Annotated in this window: 10 protein-coding genes; 8 read left to right on the plus strand and 2 right to left on the minus strand. The window is 55.3% G+C overall.

Annotated features, from left to right (window positions below):
- Positions 1 to 1,584, plus strand: a 1,584-nt coding sequence (locus tag JO226_RS22520; protein WP_296407675.1) for a 3'-5' exonuclease, incomplete at its 5' end; no start/stop codon positions are given.
- A gap of 15 nt (positions 1,585 to 1,599) precedes the next feature.
- Here the strand turns inward: JO226_RS22520 and gppA are convergent.
- Both gppA and rhlB read right to left on the minus strand, forming a co-directional pair.
- On the minus strand, positions 1,600 to 3,096 hold the full coding sequence (gene gppA / locus JO226_RS22525; protein ID WP_296407814.1) for a guanosine-5'-triphosphate,3'-diphosphate diphosphatase: 1,497 nt from the start codon (positions 3,094 to 3,096) through the stop codon (positions 1,600 to 1,602).
- A gap of 7 nt (positions 3,097 to 3,103) precedes the next feature.
- The gene (gene rhlB / locus JO226_RS22530; RefSeq protein WP_296407676.1) at positions 3,104 to 4,369 is read right to left on the minus strand and encodes an ATP-dependent RNA helicase RhlB; all 1,266 of its coding nucleotides are present in this window, start codon (positions 4,367 to 4,369) and stop codon (positions 3,104 to 3,106) included.
- Between the two features lie 151 nt (positions 4,370 to 4,520).
- On the opposite strand from rhlB, the gene trxA reads away from it, so the two are divergent.
- The 7 genes from trxA (at position 4,521) to rffG (ending at position 12,345) form a co-directional block, all read left to right on the plus strand.
- On the plus strand, positions 4,521 to 4,850 hold the full coding sequence (gene trxA / locus JO226_RS22535; RefSeq protein WP_013368191.1) for a thioredoxin TrxA: 330 nt from the start codon (positions 4,521 to 4,523) through the stop codon (positions 4,848 to 4,850).
- Positions 4,851 to 5,172: 322 nt separating this feature from the next.
- Positions 5,173 to 6,432, plus strand: coding sequence for a transcription termination factor Rho (rho, locus tag JO226_RS22540; RefSeq protein ID WP_002437993.1), 1,260 nt, complete (start codon positions 5,173 to 5,175; stop codon positions 6,430 to 6,432).
- Positions 6,433 to 6,670: 238 nt separating this feature from the next.
- Positions 6,671 to 7,774, plus strand: a complete 1,104-nt coding sequence (gene wecA / locus JO226_RS22545; RefSeq protein ID WP_296407714.1) for a UDP-N-acetylglucosamine--undecaprenyl-phosphate N-acetylglucosaminephosphotransferase — start codon at positions 6,671 to 6,673, stop codon at positions 7,772 to 7,774.
- Between the two features lie 13 nt (positions 7,775 to 7,787).
- Positions 7,788 to 8,834 (plus strand): ECA polysaccharide chain length modulation protein, encoded by a 1,047-nt coding sequence (wzzE, locus tag JO226_RS22550; protein ID WP_296407716.1) that lies wholly within the window; start codon positions 7,788 to 7,790, stop codon positions 8,832 to 8,834.
- Positions 8,835 to 8,891: 57 nt separating this feature from the next.
- Entirely contained in the window at positions 8,892 to 10,022 is a 1,131-nt protein-coding gene (gene wecB / locus JO226_RS22555; RefSeq protein ID WP_296407718.1) for a non-hydrolyzing UDP-N-acetylglucosamine 2-epimerase, read from the plus strand.
- Positions 10,019 to 11,281 (plus strand): UDP-N-acetyl-D-mannosamine dehydrogenase, encoded by a 1,263-nt coding sequence (gene wecC, locus JO226_RS22560; RefSeq protein ID WP_296407721.1) that lies wholly within the window; start codon positions 10,019 to 10,021, stop codon positions 11,279 to 11,281. Before wecB ends, wecC begins: the two co-directional genes overlap by 4 nt.
- Positions 11,278 to 12,345, plus strand: coding sequence for a dTDP-glucose 4,6-dehydratase (gene rffG, locus JO226_RS22565; RefSeq protein WP_296407723.1), 1,068 nt, complete (start codon positions 11,278 to 11,280; stop codon positions 12,343 to 12,345). The genes wecC and rffG overlap by 4 nt, the downstream gene beginning before the upstream one ends.
- Positions 12,346 to 12,355: the final 10 nt, after the last annotated feature.

A 12,355-nucleotide genomic window follows, 5' to 3' on the forward strand; every position in this document is an offset into this window, starting at 1 on the left:
AAAACCCCGGCGCAGGCCGCCGCTGGCGCGTCTGGCGAGCGCGATCGCATTTTCGCCCACTGCTACGGGCTGTACGATGCGCACCTGAAGGCCTGCAACGTGTTGGATTTTGACGACCTTATTTTGCTGCCGACGCTGCTGTTGCAGCGTAACGCCGAGGTGCGTGAGCGCTGGCAGAACAAAATCCGCTACTTGCTGGTGGATGAATACCAGGATACCAACACCAGCCAGTACGAGCTGGTGAAGCTGCTGGTGGGGAGCCGCGCCCGCTTTACCGTGGTGGGCGATGACGACCAGTCTATTTACTCCTGGCGCGGCGCGCGTCCGCAAAACCTGGTGCTGTTAAGCCAGGACTTTCCGGCGTTGCAGGTGATTAAACTTGAACAGAACTACCGATCGTCCGGGCGCATTCTGAAAGCGGCGAACATTCTGATCGCCAACAATCCGCACGTGTTTGAAAAGAAACTCTTTTCCGAGCTGGGCTATGGCGTGGAACTCAAAGTGCTGAGCGCCAACCATGAAGAACATGAGGCCGAGCGGGTGGCCGGGGAGCTTATTGCGCATCACTTTATCAACAAAACCCAGTACAAGGACTACGCCATCCTGTACCGCGGGAACCACCAGTCCCGGGTGTTTGAAAAGCTGTTGATGCAAAACCGCATTCCGTACCGCATCTCGGGCGGCACCTCGTTTTTCTCGCGCCCGGAAATTAAGGATCTGCTGGCTTATCTGCGCGTACTGACCAACCCGGACGACGACAGCGCGTTTTTGCGTATTGTGAACACGCCGAAGCGCGATATTGGCCCGGCGACGCTGCAAAAGTTGGGCGAATGGGCCACGACGCGCAACAAAAGCCTGTTTTCCGCCAGCTTCGATATGGGGCTTAACCAGACGCTGACCGGGCGCGGCTATGATTCTCTGACCCGCTTCACCCAGTGGTTGGGCGAGGTTCAGCGGCTGTCAGAGCGGGAACCCATTGCGGCGGTGCGCGACCTTATTCACGGTATTGACTACGAATCCTGGCTGTTCGAGACCTCGCCGAGCCCAAAAGCCGCGGAAATGAGGATGAAAAACGTCAACACGCTGTTCGGCTGGATGACGGAGATGCTGGAAGGCAGCGCCCTGGATGAGCCGATGACCCTGACGCAGGTCGTCACCCGCTTTACCCTGCGCGACATGATGGAACGAGGGGAGAGCGATGAGGAACTCGATCAGGTGCAGCTGATGACGCTGCACGCGTCAAAAGGTCTGGAGTTCCCGTATGTGTACCTGGTGGGAATGGAAGAGGGTCTTTTGCCGCATCAGAGTAGCATCGATGAAGATAACGTCGATGAAGAGCGCCGCCTGGCCTACGTGGGTATCACTCGCGCGCAGAAGGAACTGACCTTTACCCTGTGTAAAGAGCGTCGCCAGTACGGCGAGCTGGTGCGCCCGGAACCGAGCCGCTTCCTGCTGGAGCTGCCGCAGGACGATCTTATCTGGGAACAGGCGCGTAAAGTGGTGACGCCGGAGGAGCGAATGCACAAAGGGCAGGCCAACGTCGCCAATATTCGCGCGATGCTGGCAAAGGCGAAAGAGAAGTAAACGTTATTGTCTCACTCAGGAAGAGGGGGACGCTATTTCCAGAGGCCAGTGAACGTAGCTTTGCCACTGGCTTTCCTGCTCGACCATCTCGGTGCCGAGTGGGTGTTCTTCCAGCCAGCCTTGCGGTAGCTGCAGCGTCAGCGCTTCGCCGTGGGCGCCAAGCGAAACTTCCGGCAGCAAATCATCACGGCGACGGCTGGCGAAGAGAATGACCAGCCGCAGCAGACGGCAAAGATGTTCGGCAACCCGTGGCGGCACGGCATTTTGTTGGTGCAGCGACGGCAGATCGATGGTGCTGGTCTGATTGAGCACCAGCGTGGCCAACAGCTTTTTCTGCGCCGGGGTAAAGCCAGGCAGATCGAGATTTTTGACCAGATAGGCCGCGTGCTGCGGCGCGTATTTAAAATCAACGCTGAGGCCGATTTCATGCAGATGACAGGCGCTGAGCAGCAGCTCACGGCTTAACGGCTCCAGCTCCCACTGCGCGCCCACCTGATCGGCGAAATGCAACGCCAGCTGCGCGACGCGTTGCGCCTGTTCGGTATCCACCATAAAACGGCGCTGAATATTGCGCAGCGTACGGCGACGGATGTCCTGATCGACCGCAAGGTGCAGCATGCCGTAGACCAGACCTTCCCGCAGCGCACCGCCCGCAAGGGTCATGCACTGGATGTTGAGTTCGGTGAAGATGGCGATAAGAATCGCCAGCCCGCTGGGGAAAACCAGCGCGCGTTCGAGCGTCAGCCCCTGAATTTCCAGCTCTTCGAGACGTCCGCACTGGATGGCGCGCTGCTTAAGCTGCTGCAGCTTGGCAAGGGTGATCCGCTCATCCATACCCTGCGCCATCATGATTTCCTGCAACGCCTGTACGGTGCCGGATGCGCCGACGCAGACCTTCCAGCCATGACGACGAAGCTCGTCGGCGACCGGGCGCAGCACATCGCGCGCCGCCTGTTCTGCAGTATCGAAATGCGTTTGTTCGAGATTACGATCGGAGAAGTAGCGCTCAAGCCAGGTGACGCAGCCCATCGACAGGCTGAACAGCGACGTGGTTTGCGCCCCGGTGCCGGTGACCAGCTCGGTGCTGGCGCCGCCGATATCCACTACCAGACGCCGATCGTCGCCGCCTGTGGTGTGCGCCACACCCTGGTAAATCAGGCGCGCTTCTTCTTCGCCGCTGATGACCTGTACAGGACAGCCGAGGATCTCCTGCGCTTTTGCGATAAACGCCTGGGCGTTAACGGCAAGACGTAATGTAGCGGTCGCCACGACGCGAATTTGCGCCTGGGGGATATCTTGCAGACGCTCGGCAAACAGGCGCAGGCATTGCCAGCCGCGCTCCATCGCTTCCGGCGCCAGGACGTTATCGTGAGATAACCCGGCGGCCAGACGCACTTTGCGCTTAATTCGGGTCAGGGTCTGAATGCTCCCTGCTACCTCGCGCACAACCAGCATATGAAAACTATTAGAACCGAGATCAATGGCTGCATAGAGCGAGGTAGTGCTGAGCATATTTTCGTTAACCCGAACGACGACGGTTACGTGGCGCGCCGGTACGACGCGGACCATTACCCGGGCGCGAACGCGTCAGGCGGAACGGTTTCGGCAGCCCCGTCATCAGCGCGTCCGGATTGTACTTGCTCACCGGAATCGAGTGACCGATGTAGGTCTCGATAGCTGGCAGGTTCAGCGCGTACTCTTCACAGGCGAGGCTGACAGAGTGACCGCTGGCGCCAGCACGTCCGGTACGACCGATACGGTGAACGTAATCTTCGCAGTCATCCGGCAGGTCGTAGTTAAAGACGTGGGTCACGGCCGGGATATGCAGGCCGCGAGCGGCAACGTCGGTCGCGACCAGAATATCGAGATCGCCACGGGTGAATTCGTCCAGAATGCGCAGGCGTTTTTTCTGCGCCACGTCGCCGGTCAGCAGGCCGACGCGGTGACCGTCTGCGGCAAGATGGCCCCAGATATCTTCGCAACGGTGCTTAGTATTAGCGAAGATGATGGCGCGATCCGGCCACTCTTCTTCCAGCAGCGTTTGCAGCAGGCGCATTTTCTCGTCATTCGACGGGTAGAACAGCTCTTCTTTGATACGGTGGCCGGTTTTCTGCTCCGGTTCCACTTCGACGTACTCGGCGTTGTTCATCTGCTCGAACGCCAGTTCGCGTACGCGGTATGAGAGCGTGGCGGAAAACAGCATGTTCAGGCGCTGATTGGCTGGCGGCATGCGGCGGAACAGCCAGCGAATATCTTTAATAAAGCCGAGATCGTACATGCGATCGGCTTCGTCCAGCACCACGACCTGAATCGCGCCCAGGTTAATGTGGTTTTGCTTGGCGTAATCAATGAGGCGACCGGTAGTGCCGATCAGAATATCGACACCGCTTTCCAGCACTTTCAACTGCTTATCGTAGCCGTCGCCGCCGTAGGCGAGGCCCAGTTTCAGGCCGCTGGCGCTTGCCAGGGGTTCGGCATCCGCGTGGATCTGTACTGCCAGCTCGCGCGTTGGCGCCATGATCAGGGCGCGCGGTTGGTTCACCTGACGATTTTCCATCGCCGGATGAGAAAGAAGATAATGAAACGTTGACGTCAGGAACGCCATCGTTTTGCCAGTACCGGTTTGCGCCTGACCCGCAACGTCACGACCCGCAAGCGTTAGCGGCAGAGCCAGCGCCTGAATGGGGGTACAATTATGAAACCCTTTCTTTTCAAGGGCTTCGATCACCGTTGGGTGCAGGGCGAAGTCGGAAAACTTCTGTTCTGTTAAATGTGTTTTGCTCATAGTGTGGTAGAATATCAGCTTACTATTGCATTAAGAAAGCGTATCCGGTGAAATAACGTCAACCTTTCGTTGGCTAAAGCAACATCAACGAGGCGTTGAATGTTGATTAATGCTACACCAACACACCAGGCTTATTCCTGCGGAGTTAACTATGAGCGATAAAATTATTCACCTGACTGACGACAGTTTTGACACGGACGTACTCAAGGCTGACGGGCTGACCCTCGTCGATTTCTGGGCAGAGTGGTGCGGTCCGTGCAAAATGATCGCCCCGATTCTGGATGAAATCGCCGAAGAGTTCGACGGTAAACTGACCGTGGCCAAACTGAACATCGACCAGAACCCGGGTACTGCGCCAAAATACGGCATCCGCGGCATTCCAACCCTGCTGCTGTTCAAACAGGGCGAAGTCGTAGCGACCAAAGTGGGCGCGCTGTCCAAAGGTCAGCTGAAAGAGTTCCTGGAAGCTAACCTCGCCTGAGGATAGCGTCAATATCGCGGCGTTCACGGTTCCTAAAATAGAGGGATTGCTGGACGCCTGCGATAAGTCGTGCTAAGTTAAGGTTGACTTCGTTTTAAACATACCTAATGTAGTTTGAATCTGGTTTTACTCAGGCTTCCCGTATCACTCGCGTGAGGCTTAAAGATTTCAGGCTTATCGCTTATTCCGTCTCGTCGTTCCAGTTCTGTGTTCTTTCTTATGACCAGGCCGCGTACAGACATGAGTTGAAAGCCGTAAACAGGCATGGATGACCCTGCCATACCATTCACATATACGTTCGAGATTTACCCCTCACACCACTATGAATCTTACCGAATTAAAGAATACGCCGGTTTCTGAGCTGATCACTCTCGGCGAAAATATGGGGCTAGAAAACCTGGCCCGTATGCGCAAACAGGACATCATTTTTGCCATCCTGAAGCAGCACGCAAAGAGTGGCGAAGATATCTTTGGCGATGGTGTGCTGGAGATTCTGCAGGATGGATTTGGTTTCCTCCGCTCCGCAGACAGCTCCTACCTCGCCGGTCCTGACGACATCTACGTATCCCCCAGCCAAATCCGCCGTTTCAACCTCCGCACTGGTGACACCATTTCAGGTAAGATTCGTCCGCCGAAAGAGGGTGAACGCTACTTTGCGCTGTTGAAAGTTAACGAAGTTAACTACGACAAACCGGAAAACGCGCGTAACAAGATCCTGTTCGAGAACTTAACGCCGCTGCATGCGAATTCTCGTCTGCGTATGGAGCGTGGCAACGGGTCTACCGAGGACTTAACCGCGCGCGTATTGGATCTGGCATCGCCGATTGGTCGTGGTCAGCGTGGTCTGATTGTGGCGCCGCCGAAGGCGGGTAAAACCATGCTGCTGCAGAACATCGCGCAGAGCATCGCTTACAACCACCCGGACTGCGTGCTGATGGTGCTGCTGATTGACGAACGTCCGGAAGAAGTGACCGAGATGCAGCGTCTGGTCAAAGGCGAAGTGGTTGCCTCCACCTTCGACGAACCGGCATCCCGTCACGTTCAGGTCGCGGAAATGGTTATCGAGAAGGCGAAGCGTCTGGTTGAACACAAGAAAGACGTTATCATCCTGCTCGACTCCATCACCCGTCTGGCGCGCGCGTATAACACCGTGGTGCCGGCTTCCGGTAAAGTACTGACCGGTGGTGTGGACGCGAACGCCCTGCATCGTCCGAAGCGTTTCTTCGGTGCGGCGCGTAACGTGGAAGAGGGCGGCAGCCTGACCATCATCGCGACGGCGCTTATCGATACCGGCTCCAAAATGGACGAAGTTATCTACGAAGAATTTAAAGGTACAGGCAACATGGAACTGCACCTGTCTCGTAAGATTGCTGAAAAACGCGTCTTCCCGGCTATCGACTACAACCGTTCCGGTACCCGTAAAGAAGAGCTGCTCACCACGCAAGAAGAGCTGCAGAAAATGTGGATCCTGCGCAAAATCATCCATCCGATGGGTGAAATCGATGCCATGGAGTTCCTCATTAATAAACTGGCGATGACCAAAACCAACGACGATTTCTTCGATATGATGAAACGTTCGTAAAAACCGCCGGTTAGAAAACGCCACGTCTTTTTTTGCGTGGCGTTTTTGTTTTTCTAATACATGGCGTGAATGTAATAACGACAGAAACGTGGTGATAAATTTTGCACATCACAAGCGGCCATGGTGTTTTCTGATTAAGAAACAGATAAATCCATCTATTTCTCCCCTGTATTCCTCTTCAGGAGAAGCGCTTTCGTGAGTATACTTTCGCTATTAATTTTCGCAGAGAGCACGAATTGTGAATTTACTGACAGCGGGTGCTGATCTGATCAGTATTTTTCTATTCACAACCTTATTCCTTTTTTTTGCACGTAAAGCGGCTAAAAAGGTGGGTTTAGTGGATAAACCCAATTACCGTAAACGCCATCAGGGGATGATTCCGCTGGTGGGAGGGATCTCTGTTTACGCCGGGATATGCTTCACCTTCAGTATTATCGATCACTACATCCCTCACGCTGCGCTATATCTGTCCTGTGCAGGTGTTCTGGTGCTGGTCGGGGCGCTCGATGATCGTTACGACATCAGCGTTAAGATTCGCGCTGCCGTTCAGGCGGTCGTCGGTATTGTGATGATGGTCGTCGGCAAGCTGTATCTCAGCAGCCTCGGCTATATTTTCGGCTCGTGGGAACTGGTGCTGGGGCCGTTTGGCTATTTCCTGACGCTGTTTGCCGTGTGGGCTGCGATTAACGCATTCAATATGGTCGACGGCATCGATGGCCTGCTGGGCGGGCTCTCCTGCGTCTCGTTCGCCGCTATTGGGATCATCCTGTGGTTTGACGGTCAGACCAACCTCGCGATGTGGTGTTTTGCCATGATTGCCGCCATCGTCCCCTATATCATGCTTAACCTCGGCGTGCTTGGTCGTCGCTATAAAGTATTTATGGGCGATGCGGGCAGTACGCTGATTGGCTTCACGGTCATCTGGATCCTGATGGAAACCACCCAGGGCGTGACGCACCCGATAAGCCCGGTCACTGCGCTGTGGATTATCGCTATTCCGCTGATGGACATGGTGGCGATTATGTTCCGCCGCCTTCGTAAAGGCATGAGTCCCTTCTCGCCTGACCGCCAGCACATTCATCATCTGATCATGCGCGCCGGGTTTACCTCCCGTCAGGCGTTTGTGCTAATTACGCTGGCGGCTGCGCTGTTAGCGGGGATTGGCGTGGCTGGTGAATATACGCACGTCATTCCTGAATGGGTCATGTTGATCCTGTTTTTCTTTGCCTTTTTCTTGTACGGATACTGCATTAAACGCGCATGGAAAGTGGCGCGGTTTATCAAACGCGTGAAGCGCAGAATTCGCCGAAACAGCGGTAAGACGCCAAAATTAACCAAGTAAAACTGGAAGAACGATGACTCAACCATTACCGGATGCACACTCAGCAAACGCTGAAAATGAGCTGGATATTCGCGGTCTGTTTCGTACGTTATGGGCGGGAAAACGCTGGATAGTGGGGATAGCGCTGCTGTTTGCGCTGGTGGTGCTCGTGTATACCTTTTTCGCCCGCCAGGAGTGGAGCGCGACGGCCATTACGGACCGTCCGACGGTGAACATGTTGGGGGGATATTATTCCCAGCAGCAGTTCTTGCGTAATCTGGATAACAAAATGAATCCGGCCATCGCCGGGCAGCCCACGGTGATGGACGAAGCCTACAAAGAGTTCATCATGCAGCTGGCGTCATGGGATACCCGCCGCGACTTCTGGCTGCAAACGGATTACTACAAGCAGCGGATGTCGGGAAATTCAAGAGCGGATGCGGCGCTGCTGGATGATATGATAAGCGATATTCTGTACACCCCGGGCGATACGGCAAAAAGTATCAGCGACAGCGTGAAGCTGGTGGCGGAGACCGCGCCGGATGCGAATAACCTGCTGCGTCAGTATGTGGCGTTCGCCAGCCAACGCGCTGCCGGTCATCTCAACGAAGAGCTGAAAGGCGCATGGGCGGCACGCACTATCCAGTTCAAGGCGCAGGTGAAGCGCCAGGAGGCGGTGGCGCAGGCGATTTTTGACCGTCAGGTGCACAGCATCGAGGAAGCGCTGAAGGTCGCGCAGCAGCACAACCTGTCGCGCAGCGCGACCGATGTGCCCGCCGAAGAGTTACCGGATTCCGAGCTTTTCTTGTTAGGGCGACCCATGCTGCAGGCGCGACTGGAAAATCTGCAGGCAGTCGGGCCAGCGTTTGATCTCGATTATGATCAAAACCGCGCCATGCTGACGACGCTGAACGTGGGGCCGACGCTGGACCCGCGTTTTCAGACCTATCGCTATTTGCGTACTCCTGAGGAACCTGTAAAACGCGACAGCCCTCGCCGTACGTTTCTGATGGTGATGTGGGGCATTGTTGGTGGGCTCATCGGCGCTGGCGTTGCGTTGGCGCGCCGCCGTGAGTACTAGTGTCTTCCCCACATTGAAGGGTGGTTTGCCTTTATCATCTAATCGAAGAGAAGCGATGTGAAAGTACTTACTGTATTTGGCACTCGGCCAGAAGCTATCAAAATGGCGCCTCTGGTTCATGCGTTAGCAAAGGATCCTCATTTTGAGGCGAAAGTATGCGTAACCGCGCAGCATCGGGAGATGCTCGATCAGGTGTTGAAGCTGTTTGCCATTGTGCCGGACTATGACCTCAACATCATGAGTTCAGGCCAGGGGCTGACGGAAATTACCTGCAAGATCCTGCAAGGGCTTAAACCGGTGCTGGAGTCTTTCCAGCCGGACGTTGTCCTGGTCCATGGCGACACCACCACCACCATGGCGGCGAGCCTGGCGGCGTTTTATCAGCGTATTCCTGTGGGGCACGTTGAAGCGGGCCTGCGTACCGGCAACCTCTACTCGCCCTGGCCGGAAGAGGCTAACCGCTCGCTGACCGGACATCTGGCGGCGTGGCACTTTGCGCCGACGACCACTTCGCGTGAAAACCTGCTGCGGGAAAATATCCCGGAGCAGCGGATTGTAGTCACCGGCAATACGGTGATCGACGCCCTGTTCTGGGTTCGAGACAGCGTGCTGAGCGAAGCGTCGCTGCGCGCGGAGATGACGGCGCGCTATCCGTTCCTCAATAACGGTAAAAAGACGATTCTGGTCACCGGCCACCGCCGGGAAAGCTTCGGCAGCGGCTTTGAGCATATTTGCCAGGCGCTGGCGACGCTCGCCACGACCCATCCTGATGTGCAGGTTGTCTACCCGGTACATCTCAACCCGAACGTCAGCGAACCGGTAAACCGTATTCTGGGCCATGTGGAGAATGTGGTTCTGATTGAGCCCCAGGACTATCTGCCGTTTGTCTGGTTGATGAACCACGCGTGGCTTATTCTCACCGACTCCGGCGGCATTCAGGAAGAGGCGCCGTCGCTCGGCAAGCCGGTTCTGGTCATGCGCGAGACGACCGAACGCCCGGAGGCCATCGATGCAGGAACGGTGCGTCTGGTGGGGACCGATACACAACGTATTGTCGACGAAGTCACGCGTTTACTTCGCGACGACAAGGAATACCAGGCGATGAGCCGCGCGCATAACCCTTATGGCGACGGACAAGCCTGCGCACGCATTTTGTCAGCACTTAAAAATAATCAGGTAACGTTATGAATTTTTCGACCATCTCTGTGATTGGCCTGGGCTACATCGGGCTACCAACTGCGGTAGCGTTCGCATCACGGCGTAAACAGGTGGTGGGTGTAGATATCAATCAGCATGCAGTAGACACCATTAATCGTGGTGAAATCCATATTGTTGAACCGGAGCTTGATAAGGCGGTGAAAGCCGCAGTGACCGGCGGTTATCTGACCGCCAGCACCACGCCGGTTGAAGCGGATGCATGGCTGATTGCCGTACCGACGCCGTTTAAGGGCAATCACGAACCGGATATGGCGTACGTTGAAGCCGCCGCAAAATCGATAGCGCCAGTACTGAAAAAAGGCGCGCTGGTGATCCTCGAATCAACATCACCGGTGGGCGCAACGGAGCAGATGGCGCAATGGCTGGCGGAAATCCGTCCGGACCTGACGTTCCCGCAGCAGGTGGGGGAACTGGCCGATGTGAATATCGCTTACTGCCCGGAGCGTGTGCTTCCGGGGCAGGTGATGGTCGAACTCATAAAGAACGATCGGGTGATTGGCGGTATGACCCCAGCGTGCTCGGCGCGCGCCAGCGAGTTGTATAATATTTTTCTGGAAGGCGAATGCGTTATCACTAACGCGCGAACGGCGGAAATGTGCAAGCTCACGGAAAATAGCTTCCGCGACGTCAATATCGCGTTTGCCAATGAGTTGTCGCTGATTTGCGCCGATCAGGGCATTAACGTGTGGGAGCTGATTCGCCTCGCCAACCGCCATCCGCGCGTCAACATTCTGCAGCCGGGGCCGGGCGTCGGCGGCCACTGTATTGCGGTCGACCCGTGGTTTATTGTGGCGCAAAATCCTGAACAGGCGCAGCTGATTCGCACCGCGCGTGAGGTGAACGATCATAAGCCGCATTGGGTGATTAACCAGGTGAAATCCGCCGTGGCGGACTGCCTGATGGCCAGCGGAAAACGGGCGAACGAACTGACCATCGCCTGCTTTGGCCTCTCTTTTAAGCCGAATATTGACGATTTACGCGAAAGCCCGGCGATGGAAATCGCCGGGCAGATTGCGCGCTGGCACAGCGGGACGACCCAGGTGGTAGAGCCTAATGTACATCGCCTGCCAGTGAAACTGGAGGGACTGTGCACGTTCGTCTCTCTGGAAGAGGCGCTGCGTTCAGCCGATGTGCTGGTTATGCTGGTGGACCATAAAGCATTTAAGGCCGTCAGCGGCGACCGCGTAGAACAGGCGTTCATTGTCGATACCAAGGGGGTATGGCGTTGAGCAGGATACTGGTAACCGGTGGGGCAGGATTTATAGGTTCTGCGGTTGTTCGTTATATCATTAACGAAACGACTGATAGCGTGATGGTTGTTGATAAGCTGACTTATGCCGGCAACCTGGCATCGCTTGCACCTGTTGCCCGGAACCCGAGATTTGCTTTTGCACAAGTGGATATTTGTGAAAGGCAGGTGCTGGACCAGGTATTTGCCACCTATCAGCCAGAGTGCGTTATGCATCTTGCGGCAGAGAGTCATGTTGATCGTTCTATTGACGGTCCGGCTGCGTTCATTGAAACCAACATTGTTGGTACTTACACGCTTCTGGAAGCCGCTCGTTCCTTTTGGAGCACCTTGCCTGATGGAAAAAAAAGGGACTTTCGCTTCCATCATATTTCAACTGATGAAGTCTATGGCGATTTGCACAATAGCAATAACTTTTTCACTGAAACAACGCCTTATGCACCAAGTAGTCCCTATTCAGCGTCAAAAGCAGGTAGCGATCATCTCGTACGAGCCTGGTCACGAACCTACGGTTTACCTACACTGGTCACGAATTGCTCCAATAACTACGGGCCATACCACTTCCCGGAGAAACTCATTCCTTTGATGATTCTTAATGCATTGGCGGGTAAAGCGCTACCCGTTTATGGCGATGGTCAGCAGGTACGAGATTGGCTTTACGTAGAAGACCATGCACGGGCTTTATATCAGGTAGCGACGCGGGGTCAGGCAGGTGAAACCTACAATATCGGTGGGCATAACGAGCGCAAAAACATTGAGGTTGTGCACATGGTCTGCGCACTGCTGGAAGAGTTTGTGCCGCAGAAGCCCGCAGGTGTCGCTCATTACCAGGATTTGATCACCTTTGTTACTGACCGCCCAGGCCACGATGTTCGATATGCTATTGATGCTGCAAAAATAGAACGCGAGTTGGGGTGGATACCGAAAGAAACCTTTGAAAGCGGCATGCGTAAGACAGTGCAGTGGTACCTGTCTAATGATAAGTGGTGGAAGCAGGTGCTTGATGGTAGCTATCAGGGTGAGCGTTTGGGTCTGAAAGGTTAACGCCGGGGAG

Origin of the sequence: Pluralibacter sp., assembly GCF_019237635.1 — a bacterium.
Classification (GTDB): domain Bacteria; phylum Pseudomonadota; class Gammaproteobacteria; order Enterobacterales; family Enterobacteriaceae; genus Enterobacter_B.

Coding starts and splice junctions, on each gene's coding strand:
- gppA (WP_296407814.1), bottom strand. CDS start 3,096: ATGCTCAGCACTACCTCGCTCTATGCAGCCATTGATCTCGGTTCTAAT.
- rhlB (WP_296407676.1), bottom strand. CDS start 4,369: ATGAGCAAAACACATTTAACAGAACAGAAGTTTTCCGACTTCGCCCTG.
- trxA (WP_013368191.1), top strand. CDS start 4,521: ATGAGCGATAAAATTATTCACCTGACTGACGACAGTTTTGACACGGAC.
- rho (WP_002437993.1), top strand. CDS start 5,173: ATGAATCTTACCGAATTAAAGAATACGCCGGTTTCTGAGCTGATCACT.
- wzzE (WP_296407716.1), top strand. CDS start 7,788: ATGACTCAACCATTACCGGATGCACACTCAGCAAACGCTGAAAATGAG.
- wecC (WP_296407721.1), top strand. CDS start 10,019: ATGAATTTTTCGACCATCTCTGTGATTGGCCTGGGCTACATCGGGCTA.